The sequence below is a fragment of the Mitsuaria sp. GD03876 genome, assembly GCF_029840635.1.
Taxonomy (GTDB): Bacteria; Pseudomonadota; Gammaproteobacteria; order Burkholderiales; family Burkholderiaceae_C; genus Roseateles.
Genome location: NZ_JAOCCU010000006.1, coordinates 136,875 through 159,675 on the forward strand (window position 1 = coordinate 136,875; position 22,801 = coordinate 159,675).

21 protein-coding genes and 1 tRNA gene are annotated in these 22,801 nt (G+C 68.7%); 10 read left to right on the plus strand and 12 right to left on the minus strand.

Features of this window, described 5'->3' with window-relative positions:
- Positions 1 to 655: 655 nt before the first annotated feature.
- The gene (gene corA / locus N5D62_RS06025; RefSeq protein WP_279756750.1) at positions 656 to 1,645 is read left to right on the plus strand and encodes a magnesium/cobalt transporter CorA; all 990 of its coding nucleotides are present in this window, start codon (positions 656 to 658) and stop codon (positions 1,643 to 1,645) included.
- Between the two features lie 598 nt (positions 1,646 to 2,243).
- On the opposite strand, the gene N5D62_RS06030 is transcribed toward corA, so the two are convergent.
- Entirely contained in the window at positions 2,244 to 2,861 is a 618-nt protein-coding gene (locus N5D62_RS06030; RefSeq protein WP_279756751.1) for a glutathione peroxidase, read from the minus strand.
- Between the two features lie 181 nt (positions 2,862 to 3,042).
- Between N5D62_RS06030 and N5D62_RS06035 the strand changes: the two genes are divergently transcribed.
- The 5 genes from N5D62_RS06035 to N5D62_RS06055 all read left to right on the plus strand — a co-directional run bounded on the left by N5D62_RS06035 (position 3,043) and on the right by N5D62_RS06055 (position 6,767).
- Positions 3,043 to 3,924, plus strand: a complete 882-nt coding sequence (locus tag N5D62_RS06035; protein WP_279756752.1) for a ferritin-like domain-containing protein — start codon at positions 3,043 to 3,045, stop codon at positions 3,922 to 3,924.
- A gap of 175 nt (positions 3,925 to 4,099) precedes the next feature.
- Positions 4,100 to 4,519, plus strand: coding sequence for a VOC family protein (locus N5D62_RS06040; protein WP_279756753.1), 420 nt, complete (start codon positions 4,100 to 4,102; stop codon positions 4,517 to 4,519).
- A 68-nt stretch (positions 4,520 to 4,587) separates the two neighbouring features.
- Positions 4,588 to 5,484, plus strand: coding sequence for a DUF3034 family protein (locus tag N5D62_RS06045; protein ID WP_279756754.1), 897 nt, complete (start codon positions 4,588 to 4,590; stop codon positions 5,482 to 5,484).
- Between the two features lie 33 nt (positions 5,485 to 5,517).
- A complete protein-coding gene (locus N5D62_RS06050; RefSeq protein ID WP_279756755.1) occupies positions 5,518 to 5,973 on the plus strand; it encodes a group 1 truncated hemoglobin in 456 nt (151 codons plus the stop codon).
- A gap of 149 nt (positions 5,974 to 6,122) precedes the next feature.
- Positions 6,123 to 6,767 (plus strand): hypothetical protein, encoded by a 645-nt coding sequence (locus N5D62_RS06055; RefSeq protein WP_279756756.1) that lies wholly within the window; start codon positions 6,123 to 6,125, stop codon positions 6,765 to 6,767.
- Between the two features lie 119 nt (positions 6,768 to 6,886).
- Here N5D62_RS06055 and N5D62_RS06060 read toward each other — a convergent pair.
- The 5 genes from N5D62_RS06060 to rsmB form a co-directional block, all read right to left on the minus strand.
- Positions 6,887 to 6,962: transfer RNA gene (locus tag N5D62_RS06060), tRNA-Phe, on the minus strand.
- Positions 6,963 to 7,038: 76 nt separating this feature from the next.
- On the minus strand, positions 7,039 to 7,770 hold the full coding sequence (locus tag N5D62_RS06065; RefSeq protein WP_279756757.1) for a response regulator: 732 nt from the start codon (positions 7,768 to 7,770) through the stop codon (positions 7,039 to 7,041).
- Between the two features lie 13 nt (positions 7,771 to 7,783).
- A complete protein-coding gene (locus tag N5D62_RS06070; RefSeq protein WP_279756758.1) occupies positions 7,784 to 10,042 on the minus strand; it encodes an ATP-binding protein in 2,259 nt (752 codons plus the stop codon).
- Positions 10,043 to 10,106: 64 nt separating this feature from the next.
- Positions 10,107 to 10,721, minus strand: a complete 615-nt coding sequence (locus tag N5D62_RS06075; protein ID WP_279756759.1) for a DUF4390 domain-containing protein — start codon at positions 10,719 to 10,721, stop codon at positions 10,107 to 10,109.
- Positions 10,722 to 10,750: 29 nt separating this feature from the next.
- A complete protein-coding gene (rsmB, locus tag N5D62_RS06080) occupies positions 10,751 to 12,142 on the minus strand; it encodes a 16S rRNA (cytosine(967)-C(5))-methyltransferase RsmB (protein WP_279756760.1) in 1,392 nt (463 codons plus the stop codon).
- A 104-nt stretch (positions 12,143 to 12,246) separates the two neighbouring features.
- On the opposite strand from rsmB, the gene folE reads away from it, so the two are divergent.
- Positions 12,247 to 12,963 carry a GTP cyclohydrolase I gene (gene folE / locus N5D62_RS06085; protein ID WP_279756761.1) on the plus strand — a complete coding sequence of 239 codons (717 nt, stop codon included), beginning with the start codon at positions 12,247 to 12,249 and terminating at the stop codon, positions 12,961 to 12,963.
- A gap of 43 nt (positions 12,964 to 13,006) precedes the next feature.
- Here the strand turns inward: folE and N5D62_RS06090 are convergent, their stop codons facing one another.
- Together N5D62_RS06090 and queC are read right to left on the minus strand one after the other, a co-directional pair.
- Positions 13,007 to 13,549 (minus strand): LemA family protein, encoded by a 543-nt coding sequence (locus N5D62_RS06090; RefSeq protein WP_279756762.1) that lies wholly within the window; start codon positions 13,547 to 13,549, stop codon positions 13,007 to 13,009.
- A 14-nt stretch (positions 13,550 to 13,563) separates the two neighbouring features.
- On the minus strand, positions 13,564 to 14,325 hold the full coding sequence (queC, locus tag N5D62_RS06095; RefSeq protein ID WP_279756763.1) for a 7-cyano-7-deazaguanine synthase QueC: 762 nt from the start codon (positions 14,323 to 14,325) through the stop codon (positions 13,564 to 13,566).
- 139 nt (positions 14,326 to 14,464) lie between these two features.
- On the opposite strand from queC, the gene N5D62_RS06100 reads away from it, so the two are divergent.
- Positions 14,465 to 16,189, plus strand: coding sequence for a mucoidy inhibitor MuiA family protein (locus tag N5D62_RS06100; RefSeq protein WP_279756764.1), 1,725 nt, complete (start codon positions 14,465 to 14,467; stop codon positions 16,187 to 16,189).
- Positions 16,190 to 16,273: 84 nt separating this feature from the next.
- Here N5D62_RS06100 and N5D62_RS06105 read toward each other — a convergent pair whose 3' ends face one another.
- Positions 16,274 to 17,548 (minus strand): glutamate-5-semialdehyde dehydrogenase, encoded by a 1,275-nt coding sequence (locus tag N5D62_RS06105; RefSeq protein ID WP_279756765.1) that lies wholly within the window; start codon positions 17,546 to 17,548, stop codon positions 16,274 to 16,276.
- A 257-nt stretch (positions 17,549 to 17,805) separates the two neighbouring features.
- Here N5D62_RS06105 and N5D62_RS06110 point away from each other — a divergent pair, with 257 nt between their 5' ends.
- Complete coding sequence (locus tag N5D62_RS06110; protein WP_279756766.1) at positions 17,806 to 18,216, plus strand: BlaI/MecI/CopY family transcriptional regulator; 411 nt, start codon at positions 17,806 to 17,808, stop codon at positions 18,214 to 18,216.
- Positions 18,209 to 20,662 carry a M56 family metallopeptidase gene (locus N5D62_RS06115; RefSeq protein ID WP_279756767.1) on the plus strand — a complete coding sequence of 818 codons (2,454 nt, stop codon included), beginning with the start codon at positions 18,209 to 18,211 and terminating at the stop codon, positions 20,660 to 20,662. The genes N5D62_RS06110 and N5D62_RS06115 overlap by 8 nt, the downstream gene beginning before the upstream one ends.
- 212 nt (positions 20,663 to 20,874) lie before the next feature.
- Here the strand turns inward: N5D62_RS06115 and N5D62_RS06120 are convergent, their stop codons facing one another.
- The 3 genes from N5D62_RS06120 to N5D62_RS06130 all read right to left on the minus strand — a co-directional run.
- A complete protein-coding gene (locus N5D62_RS06120; protein ID WP_279756768.1) occupies positions 20,875 to 21,450 on the minus strand; it encodes a hypothetical protein in 576 nt (191 codons plus the stop codon).
- A 437-nt stretch (positions 21,451 to 21,887) separates the two neighbouring features.
- Positions 21,888 to 22,286 (minus strand): hypothetical protein, encoded by a 399-nt coding sequence (locus tag N5D62_RS06125; RefSeq protein WP_279756769.1) that lies wholly within the window; start codon positions 22,284 to 22,286, stop codon positions 21,888 to 21,890.
- On the minus strand, positions 22,252 to 22,801 hold a 550-nt coding region (locus N5D62_RS06130), incomplete at its 5' end, for a polymorphic toxin type 44 domain-containing protein (protein WP_279756770.1). The genes N5D62_RS06125 and N5D62_RS06130, both read right to left, overlap by 35 nt.

The window sequence follows — 22,801 nt, forward strand, 5'->3', positions numbered from 1 at the left end:
GAGCGAGGCTGGGTCTTGGTCAGTGGGAGTTGTCGAGGGTCGGAGGGCACGCCGCCGGCTTGCGGGCCGGTGACGCGGAGGAAGCGGATGGAGAGTCGGAAATGGTTCGGAATTGAACGGTCCGCGAGGGACCCGGAAGGCCGCGAGGGCCGATGGCATGCGGGTTCTGAGGCGAGATCGATGAAGAAGACGGGTCCAGTCTGCTCCCGTTCCACCGCCCGGGCAAGAGAACAAAAGCAAGGTTTGGGGGCGAATATTCCCGCCTTGCGACATGGCGAGGTCCGTGCTGGAATGCTGGATGTTGTGCGGCACCCCCTTCTCCCGGGGCGCTTCCTTGCCGCCCTCGGAGGCGCGATGTGATAATCCCGCGTCCCGATTACTGGAGTCCCCCTTGGACAGCGATCACCCTCGGTGGCCGTCCGCTCCAGCGTCAATCCGCCGCAGCCTCTGAGCGTTCCGCTCAAGCGCATCCAGCGCCGCCGCGACGCTTGTCCGGAGTGAGACGGGCCCCTTCGATACCCCTTCGCGCGTGCCGCCCGCCGGCACCGCCCGCTCCCGACAACTCTCCTGCGCCGCGGCGATCCCGATCGATCCGTCAACGCGCTCTCCGGCTTGCGCGTTCGCCTGGGCGCGCTACCGCCGACGAAGGATCTGCATGCTGAATGTGTTCACGCTGGATAACGGCCGCCTCAAGGGCGGCATGGTCCAGGAAGAGATCGCGAACGCCGCCGAACTGGCCTCGCTGGAGGGCGCCGACCGCCACCCGGTCTGGGTCGACCTGCAGTCGCCCACCGCGGAGGAAAAGGACTGGATCCGCCAGCGCTTCGGCCTGGTGATTCCCGAGGACATCGTCGACGAGGACCTGGAAGAGTCCGCCCGCTTCTACGAGGAAGACAACGGCGAGCTGCACATCCGTTCCGACTTCCTGATCGACGACATGGAGGCGCCGCGCAACGTGCGCGTGGCCTTCATCCTGGTCAACAACGTGCTGTTCTCGGTCCACAACGAGGACCTGCCGGTGTTCCGGCTGCTGCGCCTGCGCGCGCGCCGCATCCCGGCGCTGATCGAGGACGCCAAGGACGTGCTGCTCAAGCTCTACGACGCGGACGCGGAGTACTCGGCCGACGTGCTCGAGGGCATCTACGACAACCTCGAGAAGGTCAGCGCCCGGGTGCTGAAGAAGGCCGTCAACGACACCGAGGCCGGCGAGGTGCTGGCGGCGATCGCGCGCGAGGAAGACTTGAACGGCCGCATCCGGCGCAACGTGATGGACACGCGTCGCGCGGTGAGCTTCATGATGCGCAGCCGCATGCTCAACGCCGAGCAGTTCGAGGAATCCCGGCAGATCCTGCGCGACATCGATTCGCTCGACTCGCACACCGCGTTCCTGTTCGACAAGATCAACTTCCTGATGGACGCGACGGTCGGCTTCATCAACATCAACCAGAACAAGATCATCAAGATCTTCTCGGTCGCGAGCGTCGCGTTGCTGCCGCCCACGCTGATCGCCAGCGTCTACGGCATGAACTTCGAGGCGATGCCCGAGCTGCACTGGAAGTACGGCTACTTCTTCGCGATCGGGCTGATGGTGGCGTCGGTGGCGGCGCCCTTCATCTATTTCCGGCGCAAGGGCTGGCTGGCCTGAGCGGGCGGATCTCGCCACCGGGAACTAACGCGCCTTCGGGCGCGTTTTTCATTGGCGGGCGGCCCAAATGCGAAGGGCTTCCGCGAAGCGGAAGCCCTGGGTAGAAAAGAAGCCTCAAGACGCCCCTGGCCAACGAGGGAGGGAGGGAGGAGGAGGAGAAAGGCCTCGGGATTGCAGCTTCACGAGGAAGCAGGTCTTGCGGCTGAAATGGTTGCGTCGACTGTACCCCCATCGCTCACGGGACTGGTGAAAACCCGGAATGTCCTCGAAGCCTGCTGCGCCTTCCGGCCCGTTTAAGCGTCCTCAAAGCGAGCGCTGCTACGGGTCGTCGGTGCTGCGGTTTCTCGTCAGCGATGTGTTGATCGAGTCGTTATGGTGCAGCGCATCGCGGCCGCTGTCATCCCGCCGATGAACGAAAAAGTGAGCAACTGTCACCGGTGTCCCGGCTAGCCGGGACAGTTTTCAGCCTGATGAAGGCCCCTCGCGACAGGCGTGCGGTTTGCCACAACCGGCCCTTCTTTTTCAGTTTTTACAAGCTTGAATGATCCGTTTGGATCAGGATTTTCCGAACTGGCGCGCCACGACCTCGCCGAAGCGCTCATTGCGGCTGCGCCAGCAGCTTGTCCAGCGCCTGGGTGAAGGCGGTGCTGTCGGGGCTGACGCCGGAGGCGAAGCTCATGACCTGCTTGCCGTCGCGGGAGATCAGGTACTTGTGGAAATTCCACTTCGGCGCCTGTCCGGTGCGCTTGGCCAGGTCGGCGAACAGCGGGTTCAGATCGGCTTTCCCGGCAGAGACGCTGCTCTTGCTGAACATCGGGAATTTGACGTTGAACGTGTTCTCGCAGAACTCGGCGATTTCCTTGTTGGAGCCGTACTCCTGGTTGCCGAAATCACCGGATGGAAATCCCAGCACCACCAGCCCCTTGTCCGCATAGCGCGCGGAGATGGCTTCGAGCGCCTTGTACTGCGGCGTGTAGCCGCAGAAGGAGGCGGTGTTCACCACCAGCACGACCTTGCCGGCGTACTGGCACAGCGCCTGGGGCTTTTCATCCTGCAGCCGCGGCATCGAGCGATTGAGCAGTTCGGGGCAGGAGGCGCTCGACCCGGCCGGCTCGGCCGCGGGCGCGGCGTGTGCCGAGGTGGCGGCGAAGGGGGCGATCAAGGCGGCGGCCACGAAGGCGGCGCGGCGCAGGAAGGAACCGAAGGACTTGTTCATGTCGTTGTCTCCAGGATCGGTCAATCCGAAATGCGGCGAATGGCGTTCACTTCGGAAGAAGCGAACCTGCCGTGAGATTCGTCAAACGCGGGATTAGGCCAGATCGCCCCACGGCGCGGTGCCGTAAGGGATTGTCATGGTGCGACCGGTAGAATCCGGCGCGCTTAACAGGACGCAGACGATGCTTTATCCCGAACTTTTCAAGCAACTCGAAGCCGTTCGCTGGAACATGGACACGGACATCCCGTGGGCCACGTTCGACGCGTCCAAGCTGACCGACGACCAGGCGCGCACGATCAAGATGAACGCGATCACCGAGTGGTCCGCGCTGCCCGCCACCGAGATGTTCCTGCGCGACAACAAGGACGACAGCGACTTCTCCGCGTTCATGAGCGTCTGGTTCTTCGAGGAGCAGAAGCATTCGCTGGTGCTGATGGAATACCTGCGCCGCTTCCGTCCGGACATGGTTCCGACCGAGGCCGAGCTGCACGAGGTGCGTTTCGAGTTCGACCCGGCGCCGGCGCTGGAAACGCTGATGCTGCACTTCTGCGGCGAGATCCGCCTGAACCACTGGTACCGCCGTGCCGCCGAATGGCACACCGAGCCGGTCATCAAGGCGATCTACGAGACCCTGTCGCGCGACGAGGCCCGCCACGGCGGCGCCTACCTGCGCTACATGAAGCGGGCGATGGCCAAGTTCGGCGACGAGGCGAAGGCCGCGTTCACCAAGGTCGGCGTGCTGATGGCCAGCGCGCGCCGGACGGCGCAGGCGCTGCATCCGACCAACCTGCATGTGAACGCCAAGCTGTTCCCGCGCGACACGATCCAGAGCCGCCTGCCCGATCCGGAATGGCTCGAGCGCTGGCTGGACAAGCAGATCCAGTTCGACAGCGTCTGGGAGAACAAGGTCGTCGAACGGATCCTGCACAACATGAGCCTGCTGATGGAGCGCAGCTTCGCCAGCGTCCAGGAGCTGAACCGCTACCGCAAGGAACTGGCCCAGCGCGTGGCCCAGGCCGCGCAGCAGGCGCAGGGCGGTGACGCCGCGCCCCAGGCGACCTGATCCGGTCGCCCCGTTCTCCGCACGAAGGCCCGCGCTCGCGGGCCTTGTCGTTTCCGGACGCCGCGATCGCACGCCGTCACGCTGTCCGCACATGGCCCCCACGCATGCACGCGAGGCCCGGCGCGGCCACAATGCGCCTTCCCGTCCCTCTCTCCACCGCCATCCCCGATCGCTCATGAAGTATCTGCACACCATGGTCCGCGTGACCGACATCGAGGCCTCCCTGAAGTTCTATCGCGACGCGCTCGGGCTGCAGGAAGTGCGCCGCAGCGAGCACGAGGCCGGCCGCTTCACGCTGGTCTACCTGGCCGCGCCGGGCGACGAGGACGCGCAGATCGAGCTGACCTACAACTGGGATCCGGAGGCCTACACCGGTGGGCGCAATTTCGGGCATGTCGCCTACGCGGTGCCCGACATCTACGCCGCCTGCCAGCGCCTGATGGGCGAGGGCGTGACGATCAACCGCCCCCCGCGCGACGGCCGCATGGCCTTCGTGCGCTCGCCCGACGGGATCTCGGTCGAACTGCTGCAGGACGGTCCGGCGCTGCCGCCGGCCGAGCCCTGGATCTCGATGCCCAACACCGGCGCCTGGTGATCCAGGCGATGGGCGCGGCCCATCGCCTGACGCCTGGCGAGTCCCTCGTTGATGTCCAGCCCCTTGCCATGACCCAGCCGACGCTTCGATCGCTCCTTCCCCTGCTGCTGGCCGTGCCGCTGGCGTGCGCCGCGCAGGCGGACGGCAAGCTGCTGTTGACCGGCGGCGTCAGCAGCATCGATGGCGCGGCCGGCGGCGGGCTGTCGCCGTGGGCGCTGACCGGGAGCTACGCGACCAAGGGGCAGATTGGCGCCACGGCCTATTTCACGCGCCTGCCGGTGCAGGACTACAGCCTGACCGGCTACGGCGTCGCGGTGGCGCTGGGCGAGCGCGCCGAGTTCTCGCTCGCGAAGCAGGACTTCAATGCCGGCGGCACCGGCGCGGCGCTGGGCCTGCCCGGGCTGCGGCTCCGTCAGACGATCCTCGGCGCGAAGGTCCGGCTCCTGGGCGACGCGGTGCTGGACGCCGACACCTGGATGCCGCAGATCGCGCTCGGCGTCGAATACAAGCACCTGGACGCGGGCGGGCTCGCGCCGACGCTGAGCGTGCTTGGCGCCAAGCGCAACGGCGTCGATGTCTACCTGAGCGCGAGCAAGCTGTTCCTCGCCCAGAGCACGCTGGTGAACGTGACGCTGCGCGCGACCCGCGCCAACCAGAACGGCCTGCTGGGCTTCGGCGGCGCGGCGAGCGGGAGTTACTCGCTGGTGCCGGAGGTGTCGGTCGCCTACTTGCTGAGCAAGCAATGGGCGGTCGGCGTCGAGTACCGGGTCAAGCCGGACAAGCTCAATCCGTCGATCCTCGGCGACGCGCTGCGCGAGGACGACTGGAAGGATGTCTTCGTCGCCTGGGCGCCGAACAAGCGCTTCTCGCTGACGGCGGCCTATGTGGACCTCGGGCGCGTCGTGCCGGGCATCCAGCCGCGGCGGCAGCGCGGCGTCTACGGCTCGATCCAGTTCGCGTACTGACGGCGCCGCGCGCGCCTTTCCGGGAGGCAGAAGATGCGATCTCGTCGAATCACCGCGGCAACCGCGGCATGGCTGCGGGCCGGCCTGCTGGCGACGGCGCTCGGGGCCGGCGTGGGGGCATGGGCGGCGGATGACGCGCTCCATCGCGCGCTGGGCGGCGACGAGGGCATCGCGCGCATCGTCAACGGCATGGTCGACCGGGCCTATGCCGATCCCCGCATCCAGAAGAAGTTCGACGGCGTGAATCCGAAGGCGCTGAAGGAGTCGTTGAGCAACCAGTTCTGCGTGCTCGCCGGCGGCAGCTGCCGCTACGAGGGCGAGACGATGAAGAACGCCCATGCCCACCTGGCGCTGGACAAGGCCGACTTCAACGCGTTGGTCGAGGACCTGCAGCTGTCGATGGACGAGCAGCGCGTGCCGTTCACCGTCCAGAACCGCCTGCTGGCGCTGCTGGCGCCGATGCATCGCGACATCATCACCAAACGGTAGCCCGTTGTCCGATAGCATGCGCCCCGAGCCTTGTCCGGCTTGATCTCCAGGGAGGCGCTGAGCAACGGCGCATTGCGGGGTCAGGTCTTGAGGGGTTCGCGCCGGAAACCCGGGTTTCCGGCTGCCTCACCATCCAACCAGCAATGACGATGCAAGCCTTCAAGAATCCATTCGCCTCGATCACGGCCGATCGAGGCGTCGATCCCATCCGGACGACGTCCGGCCGCCACCTCGCGACCGCGCTCCTGGTCGCCGTCGGCGGGTTGGGCGCGAGCGGCGCCGCATTCGCCCAGCCCTTGCCCGGCTGCCTCTACACGCTGGGCGCCGGCGCCTACAACCGGTCCTTCGTGGCCGGACAGGGCGGCACGCTGAGCATCTGGGCGAGCAACTCGGCCCAGCCGAACTCGAAGACGCCGACGATCGAGTGCTATCCGGGCGTCAATCCGCTGCCGCTGCGGATCTACCTGCGGCCTGGCAACTACTTCGTCGGCGACATGGCGATCGCGGTCACGGCCCGGCCGGACCCCACCCATTTCACGCAATGGGGCCAGGCCAAGTTCCCGCTGCCGCCGGTGCCGGTGGGGGTCTACACGCTTGAGGCGGATGGCTTCGATGGCATGGGTGTCATGAAGATCTTCGACAAGATCACGGTGTCGGCGCCTCCCGCGCCGGCCCCGGCGCCCACGCCTGCACCGTCTCCCGCGCCTGCGCCGTCTCCGGCCCCGTCGCCCGCTCCCGCGCCCAAGGTCCCGCTGGCGCCGATCATCGACCTGCTGCTCGACGACGGGAAGTAAGCCCAACCGGTCCTGGCCTCCGCTGCTCGCGGCGAGAGGCCAGACCCGCCGCCTCGTCCGCAGTGCGAGGCCCAAAGCAAAAGCCCCTGACTCCGTTCGGAATCAGGGGCTTGGTGTTTTGGTGGCCAAGGGCGGAATCGAACCACCGACACGCGGATTTTCAATCCGCTGCTCTACCAACTGAGCTACTTGGCCATGAGACTGGGTCTCTGCTCCACCGTTCGGCCCTCTTGCGACGACGCGTTGAACAGCGAAGACCGCGACTATAACACTAAATTCCGCTACCGCGCTTGTTTCTCGACAGATCGACCCCGAGCTGCTTGAGCTTGCGGTACAGGTGCGTGCGTTCGAGACCGGTCTTCTCCGCCACGCGGGTCATCGAGCCGTTCTCCTTGGCCAGGTGGAACTCGAAGTAGCTCTTCTCGAAGGCGTCGCGAGCCTCGCGCAGCGGACGGTCCAGTTCGAAGACCTGCTCCGACGCCAGGCCCTGGTGCGGCAGCGGCGCCACCGGCACCAGGTTGGCCGAGGGCATCGGCATCACGCCCGCGGCGATCGGCGCCAGCGTCTCCGGACGCGGGAAGCTGTTGTTCACGCCGATCGCGCCGACCACCGGCGCCGCCGGCGGGGCCGGGCGGGGCGTCGTCTTGACCAGCGCCTGCTCGACCGCGCGCAGCAGCTTTTGCAGGGTGATCGGTTTCTCGAGGAAGGCCATCGCGCCGAACTTGGTCGCCTCGACCGCGGTGTCGATCGTGCCGTGGCCGCTCATCATGATGACCGGCATCGTCAGCTGGCCGGAGCTGCCCCATTCCTTGAGCAGCGTCACGCCATCGACGTCGGGCATCCAGATGTCCAGCAGGACCAGGTCGGGCCGCGAGCGCTCGCGGGCGGCGCGCGCCTGCTGGGCGTTTTCCGCGAGTTCGATCGTGTGCCCCTCGTCCGAGAGGATTTCCGACAGGAGGGCGCGGATGCCCAATTCGTCGTCAACAACAAGAATGGTTGCCATGTATGCCTACTGTTCACGCGGGCCGAGGCGCGTCCTGCGCAGGGCTCGGTGCAGTCGCGAGTTTTGAAAATGATAACGAAACTTGTGCGCCGCTCGGCGGCAGATCGCTGCCGCTGACGCCTGGGAGATTCACCAGCCGGATGCGCGCGCCGTGCTCATCCGCGATTTTCTTCACCACCGCCAGACCCAGCCCCGTGCCCTTGGGCTTGGTCGTGACATACGGTTCGAAAGCCCGCTTCAGCACGTTTTCCGCGAAGCCCGGACCGTTGTCCGTCAGGACCAACCGAAGTGCCCGCAGCTCGCCGGCGTCGTTCAGCGCCTTCTGCGTGCGCACCACGACCTTGCCGTCCGGCCGCTCGCTGACGGCGTCCAGCGCGTTCTGGACCAGGTTGTGGATCACCTGGCGCAGCTGCGGCGCGTCGCCGAGGATCTGCGGTGGGTCGGTCGCCAGGTCGGCGCTCAGCCGGCCCGACTCCTGCTGCTCCGCATACAGCGTCAGCACCTCGGCCACCAGCTCGTTCAGGTCGAGCGCCGAGAGCTTGGCGGCCGGCAGCCGCGCGTAGTCGCGGAACTCGTTGACCAGCTGCTTCATCGCCTGCACCTGGTTGACGATCGTGCCCACCGAGCGCACCAGCATCGACTGGTCGGCGCCCTCCAGCTTGGACTCCAGCTTGAACTGCAGCCGTTCGGCCGACAGCTGGATCGGGGTCAGCGGGTTCTTGATCTCGTGCGCCAGGCGCCGCGCGACCTCGCTCCAGGCCGCCGAGCGCTGCGCCGACACGACCTCGCTGATGTCGTCGAACACCAGCAGCCGCGCGTCCTGCGGCAGCACCGCGCCGCGCACCAGCAGCGTCAGCGCGGTCTTCGTCAGCGCGGTCTTCTCGTCGAGCTGCAGTTCGAAGGAGTCCTGCCAGTGCTCGCGCTCGCCGGATTCGGGGCTCTGCAGCTCGAAGCGCTGCCAGATGTCCTTGCCGAAGGCGGCCAGCTCCGGCAAGTCCTCCAGCGGCCGGCCGACGTAGGCCGACAGCGGCAGCTTCAGGATGCGCGTCGCGCCGGGGTTCACCGTCTCGATGCGGCGGTCGGCGTCGAACACGATCACGCCGGCGGTCAGGTTGTCCAGGATGGTCTGAACGTGCGTGCGGGCGCTCTCGAGCTGCGTCACGCTGTGCTCGACCAGCGCCCGCGCGTCGGCCAGCTGCTGCGTCATGTCCGCGAACGAGCGCGTCAGCCCGCCGAGCTCGTCGCGCGAGCGGAACACCGGCTTGGCCTTCAGGTCGCCGGTGGCGACCTCGCGCATGCCCTCGGCCAGCAGCAGCAGCGGCTGCACCAGCTGGTTGGACAGGGCCACCGCCAGCAGCAGCGCCGCGAACACCGCCAGGATCAGCACCAGCGTCAGCGTGCCGAGGTACATCCGCCGCAGCCCGTCGCGCAGCAGCGAGCGCTGCAGGTACTCCTGGTTGGCCGTCGACACGTTCAGCGCGTTGCTGATGACCTTGCCGGAGATCTGCCGCACGACCATCAGGTAGCGGTCGCTGTTGGTCAGCTGCAGCGCGCTGCTGGGCAGCAGCGCCAGCGAGCGGATGCGGGCCTCGCCCAGCATGGCCTGCTGCTCGTCCTCCAGGCCCTCCAGCCGCGACGCGATGCCGTTGTTGCGCGCCTGCGAGAGCAGCGCGGCGCTGGGCCGCTCGGGGATCTCGCTGGACTCGCCGCCGGCCGACAGCAGCACCTGTCCGTTGCCGGCGACCAGCGCGACGTTGCGCGCGCCCATCTGGTCGCGCAGCCGCTCCAGCGCCAGCGGCGCCAGCGCGCCGTCCTCCCAGCGCTCGGCGGCGGCGCGGGTGCGCGCGGTCTGCTCGGCGCGCAGGTTCTCCAGCGTGTCCTGTCCCAGCGCCAGGCCCGCCTCCAGCGCGCTCGCCAGCCGCTGGTCGAACAGGCTTTCGATGCTGCGGTTCACGAACTGGTAGGAGACGGTGTAGATCAGCAGGCCGGGGACGACGCCGACGAACGCGAAGATGCCGGCGAGCTTGAGCAGCAGCCGGCTGCCGAAGCGTCCGCGCTTGACGCGCAGCGCCAGCCGGGTGCCGGCCACCCCGATCACGACGATCAGCGCGGTGGCGACGGCGACGTTGACCCAGAACAGCCAGAGGTAGTGGCGTTCCAGGAAGCCGCGCTGCGCGGTGGTGCTGATCGACAGCAGGAAGGCCAGCATGCCGCTGGCGCCCGCGATCGCGGCCACGGAGATCAACCACGCCAGGCGTGCCGACTTGGTCACGGGTCAGGATCCTTGCTGGGTCAGGAGGGAAGGGGCGGGGAGGGCCAACGCGGCGGCGGTCCGGTCAGGGCTGCGGCTTGTTGGGCGGCGGCGTGGCGGGCGCCTCGAGGTTGAGCGTCAGCGTGCGGTCGACGGCCAGCGTCCAGCCGTGGTTGCCGCCCAGGCCGATCTGCATCGGCCGCGGCAGCTGCGCGGTGTCCAGCTTGTAGCTGAACTCGAGGTAATAGCGGCCATCGTCCTCGATCTCCTTGGCGTCGGCGACGCGCCAGCTGGACACGCCGCGCAGCGAGGCGACCGCCTCGCCCAGCGTGTCGAAGCTCTGGTGCAGGCCACCGGTGCTGACGCGGTACTGGCGCGTCAGCGGCTGCCAGGTCAGGCGCCAGGTGCGGGCGGCCTGGGCGACGCGGGCGTCGCGCCAGTACCAGCGGTTGCGCAAGACCTGGACCTCGGCGACGAAGTAGATGGCCACGCCCTTGAGCAGCGCGTCCTCGGCGGCCTTGGGCAGCTCGAAGCGGGTGCTGAAGCTGACGGCCAGGCCGTCCTCGGCGCGCTCGGCGTTGAGCAGCTGCAGCGTCACGCCCTGCGCCATCGCCCAGCCGTGCAGCGCCAGCAGCGCCACGACCAGGGTCAGGCGCTGCCACCAGGAACGCAGCGGAACGGGACGGGACGGCGGGGACACGCGGAGCGGCGGACGAGGGAAGTCGAGGGTCAGGCCTTCTGCAGCAGGGCGTAGTAGAAGCCGTCGGTGACGGCGGCCTCGCCCGGCGCGGAGTCCTGCGAGGCATTGTCCGCGAGCGGCAGCAGATGCCCGGCCCCGCTGTCGAACTGACGCGACCGCGCATCGCCATGGCGTTGCAAAAACGCGTCGATCTGGTCCTGGCCCTCGGCCTTGAACACCGAGCAGGTCGCGTACAGCAGACGGCCGCCGGGCTTGAGCGTCGGCCACAGCGCCTCCAGCAGCGCGGCCTGCGTGCGCGCCAGCGACGCGATGTCGTCGGGCCGGCGCAGCCAGCGTACGTCGGGGTGGCGGCGCACGATGCCCGAGGCGCTGCAGGGCGCGTCCAGCAGGATCGCGTCGAAGGGGCGGCCGTCCCACCAGGCGGCGGTGTCGCGCGCGTCGGCGGCGCGCACCGCGCCGTCCAGCGCGAGCCGCGACAGGTTCTGGCGCACGCGCTCCAAGCGCTTGGCGTCGGCGTCCAGCGCCAGCAGATCGAGTCCGTTGCCGGCGAGTTCCTGCAGATGGGCGGTCTTGCCGCCGGGCGCGGCGCAGGCGTCGAGCACCCGCGCGCCGGCGCCGAGCGTGGGCCAGGCCTCGCCGGGGGCCAGGTCTTGCGGCGGCCGCCGGCCCAGCAGCAGCGGCGCGGCGAGCTGGGCGGACGCGTCCTGCACCGAGGCGTGGCCGGCGTCGAAGCCGGGCAGGGCCTGGACCGGGCGCGGCTCGTCGAGCACGACGGCCTGCGGGAACAGCGCGCCGGCCGGATGGGCGGCGATGCCGGCCTCGCGCAGCCGGGCGAGGTAGCCCTCGACGTCGTCGTGGGCCGGATTGACGCGCAGCGTCATCGGCGGGCGCTGCTGGTTGGCGCGCAGCAGGCCTTCCCACTGGGCGGGCCAGTCGTCGCGCAGGCGGTCCTGCCACCAGCGGGGGTGGTTGAAGCGGGCGAGCGGGTCGGCCTCGACGGCGGCGACGAGGGCGTCGCGCTCGCGCAGGAAGCGTCGCAGCACCGCATTCACGAAGCCGGCGCTGTTGGGCGCGCGTTGCCGGACCGCGTGGACGGCCTGGTCGACGAGAGTGTGGTCGGCGTAGGCGGTCTCGCCGGGCCACAGCAGGGCCAGCGCGGTGACCAGCAGCGCGTCGACGCGGGGCGGCGGGTTCTTGGGCGCGAGCAGGGCGCGCGCGGCCTGGGCGGCGCCGAGCCGCCGCAGCACGGTGAAGCTGAGGGCCTGGACGCCGGGCCGCACGTCGGCGGGGCAGCGGGCGAGCCAGTCGGTGAGCGAGTGGCCGTCGCGGACGGCCTGGACGGCGTCGGCGGCGTTGGCGAGGAGCCGGTGCAGCGGCTGCGCGCCGCCGGCGGCGTTCTTGGGGGAAGGAGCGGAAGACACCGCGGGAGTTTAGTGGGCCCGCTCCGCCAGGCCCGAAGGACCTTGCTTTCGCAATGTCACTCCGAACCCCCGACAATCGCGGGTCCCAAGAGAAGACAGACCCCATGACAGGCACCCCGATCCTGAGCCCCGAGGACCTGGCCGCGCTGCCGGCCTCGGACCGCATCCGCTACCGGCTGGTCCAGGCCGGCCGTCGTCACCATGCCAACGACAACATCGCCGGGTTCATCGAGCCGGGCGAGCTCGAGCAGCTGCAGGCCGAGGTGCAGGCCCGGATGCAGGACGTGCTGCAGGCGCTGGTGATCGACACCGCCAGCGATCACAACACGCAGGAGACGGCCAAGCGGGTGGCCAAGATGTTTGTGCGGGAGGTCTTCGCGGGCCGTTACGCGCCGCCGCCGCCGGTGACCGAGTTCCCGAACGCCGAGCGGCTGAACGAGCTGATGATCGTCGGCCCGATCACGGTGCGCAGCGCCTGCTCGCACCACCTGTGCCCGATCATCGGCAAGGTCTGGATCGGCCTGCTGCCCAGCGAGCACTCGAACCTGATCGGCCTGTCGAAGTACGTGCGCCTGACCGAGTGGATCATGAGCCGCCCGCAGATCCAGGAAGAAGCCGTCGTGATGCTGGCCAACGAGCTGCAGGACCGGGTCAAGCCGGACGGCCTGGCGATCGTGATGGACGCCGACCATTTCTGCATGCACTGGCGCGGCGTGAAGGACATGGACTCGACGATGACCAACAGCGTCATGCGCGGCTCGTTCCTGAAGGACGCGACGCTGCGCGCGGAGTTCCTCGCGCTGATGAAGAAGAAGGGCTGATCGCCCCCTTTGCCGGCCCCGCGGGACGCGGGGGCCGTGCCGGTCAGAGGCTGCGCGCCTCGCCGAAGCCGACGAAGCTCATCAGCACCCGCGTCGGGAACTGGCGAATCGCCTCGTTGTAGGCGTCCACCGCCTGGTTGAAGACCTGGCGCGAGAACGCGCGCTGGCGGTCGATCATCTTGAGCTCGTCGACCGCGCTGGAGAGCTCGGGATCGATGCTCAGTTCGGCATGGTGCTCGACCAGCGACACCAGCCGCGTCAGCGCGGCGCCGTGCACCGCCGCCGCGATGGCGAGCTGCGCCACCGGATCGGCCGCATGGGGCCGGGCCCGCACCGCCTGCGTGGCGACCTTGGCCTCGGCCTGCGTCGAGGCCAGCGCGTCGAGGCTGGCCTGCTCGCTGGGCAGGCGCTCGCGCAGCCGCTCCAGCAGCAGGTCGCCGTGGGCGAAGCGCCGCGTCAGCGCGTCGTCCAGCTGCGCGAAGGCGCGGCCGATCTCATTGCGCAGCAGCATCACGCGGTTGTAGGCGCCGATGCACCAGAACACCAGCACCGCGCCGATGCCCCACAGCCACCAGTTCCAATGCATCGCGGCCCCGGCGCTCAGGCGGACGGCGCCGCGCCGGCGGCCTTGGCGCGCTGGAACTCGTGCCAGCCCTTGGCGCGCAGCTCGCAGGCCGGGCAGTGGCCGCAGCCCCAGCCCCAGGCATGGCGCGTCTTGCGCTCGCCCAGGTAGCAGGTGTGGGTGTGCTCGACGATCAGGTCGTTGAGCGCCTCGCCGCCGAGCGCCTCGGTCAGGCCCCAGGTCTGCGCCTTGGTCAGGAACATCAGCGGCGTGTCCAGCGTCATCGGCGTGTCCAGCCCCAGCGACAGCGCGACCTGCAGCGCCTTGAGCGTGTTGTCGCGGCAGTCGGGATAGCCGGAGAAGTCGGTTTCGCACATGCCGCCGACCAGCACTGACGCGCCGCGGCGATAGGCCAGCGTCGCGGCGAAGGTCAGGAACAGCAGGTTGCGTCCCGGCACGAAGGTGTTGGGCAGGCCGTTGGCCTGCAGCTCGATCGCGCGTTCCTGCGTCAGCGCGGTGTCGGAGATCTGGCCCAGCAGGCTCAGGTCGAGCAGGTGGTCCTCGCCCAGCTTCGGCGCCCAGTGCGGGAACTGCGCGGCGATCCGCTCGCGGACGACCTGGCGGCAGTCGAGCTCGACGCGGTGGCGCTGGCCGTAGTCGAAGCCCAGGGTCTCGACCTCGGCGAAGCGGTCCAGCGCCCAGGCCAGGCAGGCGGTGGAATCCTGGCCGCCGGAAAACAGCACCAGCGCCTTGCGGCGCGAGGCGTGGACGGCGGGAATCGGGGCGGAGGCGTCGGACATGGGGATAGTCGGGGGCGCTGGGAGGAATCGGGGGAGATCGAGGGGAGATTGGGGGGAGTCGGCCGCCGATCGCTCCCGATCGGCAGGGCGGAAGTGTGCCAGCACCGTGCTACCGTCGCCGCCCGAAGGAGGAAAGGCAATGCAACGACTGTTCCCTGAACTCGGCCTGGACGCGGTTCGCCGGCAGGTTCTCCCGCGCGTGATCGCCGGCGCCGCGCTCCCGCGCGCGACCGCCCGGGCGGCAGCCCTCGCCGCGAGCGGCTTCGCGATCGCCGCGACCGCCCTGACGACGGTGGCCACCGCATCGGCGGCGACCGCCGCCCCGTCCGCCACCCCGTCCGCTGCTCAGGCGCCGGGCGCCTCGACCATCGCGCAAGTGCTGCTGTACCCGGGCGGTGCCCAGGTCGACCGCACGCTGCGGGTGCCGGCGGGCGCGACGCAGGCCCGCTTCGCCTGCCTGCCCGCGGCGCTGGAGCGCGACGTGCTCCAGGTGCAGGCGCCGGCGGGCTTCAACCTCGGCGAAGTGAAGATCGAGCGGGTCGCCCGCGATTCCCTGCCGGAATGCCGGCAGCGCGACCCGCGGGTGCGCAAGGTCGAGCAGGACCGCGAGGCCGTCGAGGCCGAGATCGCCGGCGTCGACCTGGCGCTGGGTTACCTGAAGGGCCTGTCGGACCGCGAGGCGCGGCCGGGCCCGGCGCTGGCGGCCAGCCTGGACACGCTGCGCCGCAACGCGCAGGAGATGACCGCCCGCCGCCAGGCGCTGAAGGAGCGCCTGACCGACCTGAACAACGAACTCGCGGGCGCGAAGGCGCAGGCGCCCACCGCCTCGTCGCAGGTGTCGGTGGTGACGCTGCGGCTCTCGACGGCCGAGGGCGGCGACCTGGGCCTGTCCTATCAACTGAACGGCGCTGGCTGGCAGCCCCAGTACCGCGCGCGGCTGGACACCGCCTCCGGCGCGCTGACGATCGAGCGCCTGGCGCAGATCGCGCAGGTCAGCGGCGAGGACTGGGTCGACGTCAAGCTCCGGCTGTCCACCGTGCGGCCGCGGCAGGCGATCGGGCTGGAACCGCTGGTGCCGTGGACGCTGGGCCTGGAGACGCCGCGCTTCGAGGAGCGGCTGCGCATGGCCGTCGCGCCGGCGCCCGTCGCGATGGCGCAGGCCAGGCCGGCCGACCTGAACAACGTCGAGGTCACCGGCTCGCGGGTCACCGCGCTGCAGACCTTCGACCCGAGCGTCTTCGAGGGCGAGTTCGGTGCCGACTACGACCTGCCGCAGCGCGTGACGCTGCGCGCGGACGGCGCGACCTCGACGGTCAGCCTGGGCCGCACCGCCGCGCAGGCTCGGCTGATGGCGCGGGTGCAGCCGCGCAGCGAGCCGGCGGCCTACCTCGTGGCCGAGCTGCCGCGCCCGCAGGGCTCGTGGCCGTCGGGGCCGGTGCAGCTGTTCCGGGACAACGCCCTGATCGGGCAGACGCCGCTGCACTTCGGCGGCGAGACGACCTGGACCTTGCCCTTCGGCCGTGACGAGCGGCTGCGCGTGCGGGTCGAGCCCGACAAGCGCGACGGCGCCACTACCGGCCTGATCGGCTCGCGCCGTGAGAGCGTGGTGACGCGCCAATGGCAGGTGGAGAACCTGCGCGAACGGCCGGTCACGCTGCAGGTGCTCGAGCCGGCGCCGGTGTCCGAGCACGAGGACATCCGCGTGCAGGCGCAGTTCTCGCCGCCGGTCACGAAGGCCGACTTCCGCGACCAGCGCGGCGTCCAGATGTGGGAGCTGCCGCTGGCGCCGGGCCAGACGCAACGCTTCCAGGCGATCTATCGCGTCAGCGTGCCGAAGGACGCGGCGGTGTCGAACTGGCCCTGAGCGGCCGCGGGCCTGAACGGCCGCGGTCCTCGACGGGCCGCGGTCCTTGAAAGGCGGCCGCCGGGAGGCGCCGCCCGGGCGGGATCAGGTCCTGATCTCGCCCTGTCCCAGCACCACCCACTTCATCGAGGTCAGCCCCTCGAGCCCCACCGGCCCGCGGGCGTGGAACTTGTCGGTGGAGATTCCGATCTCCGCGCCCAGGCCGTACTCGAAGCCGTCGGCGAAGCGGGTGCTGGCGTTGACCATCACGCTGGCCGAATCGACCTCGCGCAGGAAGCGCATCGCATGGGCGTGGTTCGTCGTCAGGATCGCGTCGGTGTGGTGCGAGCCATGGCGGTTGACGTGGGCGATGGCCTCGTCGAGCGAGTCCACCACCTTGATGCTGATGACCGGCGCGAGGTACTCGGTGTCCCAGTCCTCGGGCGTGGCGGGCTTGAGCAGGTCGCGCGGCACGGCCTCCAGCAGCGCCAGCGCGCGCTCGCAGCCGCGCATCTCGACGCCCTTGGCCGCGAACACCATGCCGATGCGGGGCAGGAAGTCCGCCGCCTGCCTGGCATGCACCAGCAGCGACTCGGTCGCGTTGCAGGGGCTGTACTTCTGCGTCTTGGCGTTGTCGACGACGGTCACCGCCAGGTCGAGGTCGACCTCGGCGTCGACGTAGCTGTGGCAGTTGCCGTCCAGGTGCTTGATCACCGGCACGCGGGCCTCGCGGCTGATGCGCTCGATCAGGCCCTTGCCGCCGCGCGGGATGATGACGTCGACGTGGGCCGGCATCGTGATCAGCAGGCCGACGGCGGCGCGGTCGGTGGTGTTGACCAGCTGCACCGCGTCGCGGGGCAGGCCGGCTTCCTCGAGGCTCTCGGCCACCAACGCGGCCAGGGCGAGGTTGCTGTGCAGCGCCTCGGAACCGCCGCGCAGGATGCAGGCGTTGCCGCTCTTGATCGCCAGCGAGGCGGCCTCGATGGTCACGTTGGGGCGGCTCTCGTAGATCATGCCGAACACGCCCAGCGGGACGCGCATCTGGCCGACGCTGATGCCGGTCGGGCGGCGCTTCACGCCGGTGATCTCGCCGATCGGATCGGGCATCGCGGCGATCTGCTCGCAGCCTTCGGCGACGGTGGCCAGCACCTTGGGCGTCAGCCGCAGGCGGTCGACCATCGGGGCGTCCAGGCCGGCGGCGGTCGCGGCGGCGAGGTCGCGTTCGTTCGCCGCGGCGAGGTCCGGGCCGGCCTCGCGCAGGCGGCGGGCCAGTGCGACGAGGGCGCGGTTCTTGGCGGCGGTCGGGGCGGCGGCCATCAGCGTCGCGGCCGCGCGGGCCGCCTCGCCGACGCCGGTCATGTAGGCGCTGAGGTCGGTCATAGACCTGGGATTCTGACCGATGCCCCGCCGCCCCGGCCCCGCGGGGGCCATCGCAAGCGGCAAGCCGAGCCTTCGCGGGCCGCCCCTTCCTGCTCACGCCGCCGCTTCTTGCCCCTCTCCCGCAGTGCTGGAGAGGGCGCCATGAGAGACCGTGTCTTTCGACATGCCGGGTATGTCCCAGGAATGCGGCGCTTGCGGTGGATCGGCTCGATCTTCTACAGTCGTAGTACGACGGATGTAGAAATTCAGGATCCGCGATGGACGAGTCGATCAACGAGGACGGCAAGGGCGACGTGTCGCTCAGCGAGCTGCAATTGGCGCTGATGCGGGTGCTGTGGACCCGCGGCCAGGCGAGCACCGCCGAGGTGGCCGAGGCGCTGCGCGAGCAGCAGCGCCCGCTGGCGCACACCACGGTGGCGACGCTTCTGTCCCGGTTGGAGAAGCGCGGCCTGCTGGCCAGCGAGCGCGACGGCCGCGCGCTGGTCTACCGCGCCGCGGTCAGCGAGCCGGAGGTGCAGCGCTCGATGGTGTCGGGGCTGCTGAGCACGCTCTTCGGCGGCCGGCCGGCGGCCTTGCTGAGCCACCTGGTGGAAGAGGGCGAGCTCGGCGAGGACGACCTGACGCGGATGCGGGCGCTGCTCCAGCGCAAGGGGGGCCGCCATGATTGAAGCGCTGACCGGCTGGTTGCTGAACTACCTGGTGCACAGCACGGTGCTGCTGGGCGGCGTGTGGGCGTTGGAGCGCGCGGGCGTGCTGAAGCACCCGGCGTGGCGCGAGGCGCTCTGGCGCTGGGCCTTCTTCGGCGCGGTGCTGACGGCGAGCGTGCAGCCGCTGACGCAGGGAACGCGGATCGCGGTGCCGGACGTGTGGGCGACGGCGCGGACCGGCGCGAGCGCGCTGGGGATCCTGGCGGACGAGACGCGATCCGGCGACGACGCGGTCATCGATGGCGAGCAGGGCGCGACGGCGTCGAGCGGTGCCGATCGATCGAATGGCGCGAGCGGCTGGAGGGCCTCGACGGGTGCCGACGGCTCGGCCGCTCATCTGGAGAAGGTCCGCGAAGCCGGTGCATCGGGGGACATCCCGTCGACGCCGGCAACGGCGCGAGCGCCGAGCCCGTACGTCCTCACCGAGGACCACATCGGCGACAGCAGCGACGATGCGCTCGAGCGCCGGCGCGCGCTGCTGCGCGACGCGCTGGCCGCGTTGCTGCTGTCGTGGCCGGTGGTCTCGGCGATCGGCCTGGGCCTGACGATGCTGCGCTGGCTGGCGCTCCGCCGCCAGGTGCGGGCGTTGCCGGTCTTCGAGGACGACGAACTCCGCCTGGCCGCCGCCGAGCTGGCCCGCAATGCCGGCGTGCGCACGCCGACGCTGCGCTTGAGCCCGGCGTGGCCGAGTCCGCTGGTCGCGCCCGGCGGCCAGGTCTGCCTGCCGGCGACGCTGATGCGCACGCTGGACGGCCAGCAGCGCGTGGCGGTGCTGGCGCACGAGATCGCCCATCTGCGCCGCCGCGACCTGGCCTGGCGGCTGGCGGCGCGGCTGGTGTCGCAACTGGGCTGGCTGCAGCCGATGAACCGGCTGGCGATGCGCCGGCTGGACCTGCTGGCCGAACTGGCTTGCGACGCCTGGGCGGCGGCCGAGGCCGGCGCGATGCCGCTGGCCGAGAGCCTGTACGTCTGCGCCCGCGACGGCGCCGCCGCCTCGACGGGCGCCCGGCGCGCCACGCGGCCGATGCCGGTGCTGGCCAGCGCGATGGCTGCGGCCCGTTCCCCGTTGATGGCGCGCATGGACGCGTTGCTGGAGGAGACCCCGATGTCCGATTCGACTCCTGGACGGCGCCGTCTGCGCCGCGTGCTGCTGGCCGGCGGCCTGTGCGCGGTGGCGCTGGCGGTGCCGATGCTGGTCATCGGCAAGGCGCCCCGGATCGCCGTCGACCTGAGCGACGTGCGCGGGGCGATGTCCTCGGCGCTGTCCAGCGTCAAGGTCACGCGGCAGATCATGATTTCCGAGGGCCTCGAGCGCCGGGTGAACTACAGCGGCGACCTGGTGTTCAACGACGACGAGACGGACGTCGTGTCGCTCGACGACAAGCTGTCGATCCTGGAGAAGACCGGCGGCGTGACGCGCAAGCTCGACATCGTCGCCGATGGCAAGGGCGGGCAGACGCGCCGGTTCTGGGTGGATGGCGAATCCAAGCCGATCGACGGCCCGGCGCGGGCCTGGATCGCGGGCCAGATCGGCCAGATCGCGGAATCCGCGAATGGCAGCGGGGCGCGCGTGCAGCGGGTGCTGCAGCGGGGCGGCGTGGAGGCCGCGATCGAGGACATCGGGCAGGCGAGGGATGCGATGGTCCGCCGCGGCCGCATCGAGGCGCTGCTCGCCAGCGGCCCGCAGGACGACGCCACGATGTCGCGGCTGATCGCGCTCGCCGGCCGGATGGAGGACGACTTCCAGCGCCGCAGCACCTTCATCGCGCTGATCGAGCACCGCCCGCTGTCGCCGACGACGCAGCGCGAGCTGCTGGAGCTGGTGCCCAACCTGAACAGCGATTTCGACCGTCGTGAGGTGATGGTGGCGATGTCGCCGCAGCTGGCCAACGACCGCGCGGTGCTGGCGGCATGGCAGCAGGCGGTGCGGCGCTTCGGTTCGGACTTCGACAAGCGGACCGCGATCGTGGCGCTGATCGACGAGGACCACGAGGCGACGCCGGAGCGGCTGCGCACCGCGCTCGCGGCGAGCGGCATGGTGGGCGGCGACTTCGACCGGCGCAGCGTGCTGGAGGTGGCGGCGCGCCGGATGGGCGGCGACGCGGCGTCGTACGCGGCGGCCTACGTGGACGCGGTGCGGGGCATCTCGGGCGACTTCGATCGCCGCTCGGCGCTGGTGGCGCTGATGGACGAGGTCAAGATCGACCGCGAGGTGGCGCAGCAGGTGCTGCGGGCGACGGGCGGCATGAGCGCGGGCTTCGATCGCGCCGAGCTGCTGATCGCGCTGGCGGAACACCTGCCGGCGGACGCGGACCTGCTGGTCCAGTACCGGCAGGCCGCGCGCGGGCTGGGCACGCACGACCGGGGCCGCGTCGAGGCGGCGATCGATCACTTGATGCCGTCGTAATCCGCGGCGGCGGCGGTGCTCGGGGCTTCTCCGGGCGATGACCGCTCCACGATGAAAAACGGGCGCCTCACTTGGCGCCCGTTCCTTTTGCATGTTGCTCTTCGAGTTGGACTCGGCTCAGTCATTTCCGCTCTGGATTCGCCCAAGCCTTCCAGAAGTCATTCACCCTGATGCGGCAAGGCTAAATTGTTCGGGTGAGCCGAGGCAGGCAATCACTCATTTCTCATTCCATCAGAAATGATTTGAACAATGTCATCGCGAACCTGATTCAGGTTGGCCAGCAGACTCTTCGGCGAAAATTCATCGTATGCCTTCAATTGCTCACTCAATTGATCTGATCGTGTGCTTACTTCAATAATTGGAGAATCGCCATAGCGATAGATTGCAAGATAACCATCTTTACTATCCATGGCAGACAATCCGGCAACCCTCTCGTAGAAGTTTTCGTCTTCTGGCAATGTCAAATCAGCTTGCACTCGATCCCAATAGGACACCATCCATTCCGCCCAGCCCCCATGAGTGATGATCGCGTCGAGGCCTGGTACCGATGGCGGACTCTCCACTTGCTTGACAATATCCTTCAGATCCTCAAGAAAATTTCCGGGATTGGCGCTAGAGGCGATTAATTCGCGCCTTTGACCAATAATTAGCCATAACTCGACGGCGGCAAACAAAAAGTCCGCGCCATGGTGGATATATTTTTTGGTGTAGAAAATAGATAAGGGAACGTCAACAACAACTTCGATGCAGAACTTACTTGTTGCCAATAGAAGCTTCTTAAATGTCATCATTTTGGCTTTCTTGGCCAGTTTGGATAGCCGGCATCCCGCCCGGCCTTCCATTGCTCAGGGGTCAGGTCTCGCTGATATACGACATAACCATGCCAATGGCGAATGCATCAGCTGCGTCCCGCCGACCATGTGCATCAGCCAGCCGCGCACGCCGCCGAAGGGTTCCCACTGGGCGCCGCTGATCAGCGGGGGCGCGCGACGTCCTTGGCGATGCTCATCGCCGAGGTGGTGTCGGTGGAGGCCTCGGGGGCGGGACGCCGCTTCGTCTGCCGCGCGGTGAGCGCGGAGGCGGTTCGGCAACGTCGATACGGTCGCGTGGCGCGCGCATCATCCTGCCCGCGAGAAGCTCGCCGAGATCGAGTGCTCGTTGCAGGTGTGAAGCGGTCGCCTCGGAAAGTGAAACGCCCGGCTTGCCGGGCGTTTTCATTTGAAATTCACTTGTATCGAATATCCACATCGCGCCACGAGCGCTTTGCAAGGAAGACGTTATCCCCTTTTGACGTTGATTTTATTACCAGCGTGCCACTTTCCCATTCCATCGCAATATTTGCTTGGCCTGCGTAGATGTAAACAGGCTCGCCATATTCGTTCGTCGGCACACTGGCATCCGCTGCGCGCAGGTACACGATCTTGGCGCGAGCGGTCGTGGCTCCGCAATCTCGATCAGCGATAGTTGCGACGTACTTTTCGTCCGCCGACTTGGCGGCAAGTATCGCAGAGCTTTTACAGCCGTCCTCATCAAAGATGGGAGAGCAACCTGCCAGAATAACGAGAGCAAGAGACAGCAAGCACTTCATATCAATAACCCATGCATCTACAGTATTCAATGCCATCCTGAATCATGCGCTGATCATTTGGGTCGTCACCAAATGGAGCTTTTCCCCCATAGATATCCAAACGGCTCGCCGGCGGAAATCCCCATTCGGGCCGAGACGTTTTCGCCGCCACCTGCGCTCGCCCCGCTTCTCTCAACAGAACTTGGTCATAGAAGCCGAACGATCGACCCACTGCACCATAATGGAAGTTTCCAAAGTCCTGATACAGGGAGCCTCGCTGCTTGTAGTCCCATGGACCTTTATTCTGGACCATGTTCTTGAACCAGAGCGGATTCAGTTGGGCTTTCGCGAGCCACATGTTCTTCTCAATATCAGTACCGGGGGGTGACGGAGGAATCAATCCGCAACGAGTGGCAGTCATCTGCGACGTGCGATATCCACCGGGCGGAAGTGGGCCAACGAAGTCGTCGGGAAACCGCTCCAAGCCATTTGGATCGCTGTACCTCAACGGATCAGCCTGAACATATGAATAGGTATTCAGACCTCCTGCCAGCCCAATCGGATCACTCTGA

Excerpts from the sequence above, each read along its gene's own strand:
- N5D62_RS06055 (WP_279756756.1), top strand. The coding sequence starts at position 6,123 with ATGCAAGCCTTCAAGAATCCATTCGCCTCGATCACGGCCGATCGAGGC.
- N5D62_RS06105 (WP_279756765.1), bottom strand. The coding sequence starts at position 17,548 with ATGACCGACCTCAGCGCCTACATGACCGGCGTCGGCGAGGCGGCCCGC.
- N5D62_RS06120 (WP_279756768.1), bottom strand. The coding sequence starts at position 21,450 with ATGACATTTAAGAAGCTTCTATTGGCAACAAGTAAGTTCTGCATCGAA.
- corA (WP_279756750.1), top strand. The coding sequence starts at position 656 with ATGCTGAATGTGTTCACGCTGGATAACGGCCGCCTCAAGGGCGGCATG.
- N5D62_RS06110 (WP_279756766.1), top strand. The coding sequence starts at position 17,806 with ATGGACGAGTCGATCAACGAGGACGGCAAGGGCGACGTGTCGCTCAGC.
- N5D62_RS06125 (WP_279756769.1), bottom strand. The coding sequence starts at position 22,286 with ATGGCATTGAATACTGTAGATGCATGGGTTATTGATATGAAGTGCTTG.
- N5D62_RS06100 (WP_279756764.1), top strand. The coding sequence starts at position 14,465 with ATGCAACGACTGTTCCCTGAACTCGGCCTGGACGCGGTTCGCCGGCAG.
- queC (WP_279756763.1), bottom strand. The coding sequence starts at position 14,325 with ATGTCCGACGCCTCCGCCCCGATTCCCGCCGTCCACGCCTCGCGCCGC.
- N5D62_RS06115 (WP_279756767.1), top strand. The coding sequence starts at position 18,209 with ATGATTGAAGCGCTGACCGGCTGGTTGCTGAACTACCTGGTGCACAGC.
- N5D62_RS06035 (WP_279756752.1), top strand. The coding sequence starts at position 3,043 with ATGCTTTATCCCGAACTTTTCAAGCAACTCGAAGCCGTTCGCTGGAAC.
- folE (WP_279756761.1), top strand. The coding sequence starts at position 12,247 with ATGACAGGCACCCCGATCCTGAGCCCCGAGGACCTGGCCGCGCTGCCG.
- N5D62_RS06045 (WP_279756754.1), top strand. The coding sequence starts at position 4,588 with ATGACCCAGCCGACGCTTCGATCGCTCCTTCCCCTGCTGCTGGCCGTG.
- N5D62_RS06030 (WP_279756751.1), bottom strand. The coding sequence starts at position 2,861 with ATGAACAAGTCCTTCGGTTCCTTCCTGCGCCGCGCCGCCTTCGTGGCC.
- N5D62_RS06065 (WP_279756757.1), bottom strand. The coding sequence starts at position 7,770 with ATGGCAACCATTCTTGTTGTTGACGACGAATTGGGCATCCGCGCCCTC.
- N5D62_RS06050 (WP_279756755.1), top strand. The coding sequence starts at position 5,518 with ATGCGATCTCGTCGAATCACCGCGGCAACCGCGGCATGGCTGCGGGCC.
- N5D62_RS06040 (WP_279756753.1), top strand. The coding sequence starts at position 4,100 with ATGAAGTATCTGCACACCATGGTCCGCGTGACCGACATCGAGGCCTCC.
- N5D62_RS06090 (WP_279756762.1), bottom strand. The coding sequence starts at position 13,549 with ATGCATTGGAACTGGTGGCTGTGGGGCATCGGCGCGGTGCTGGTGTTC.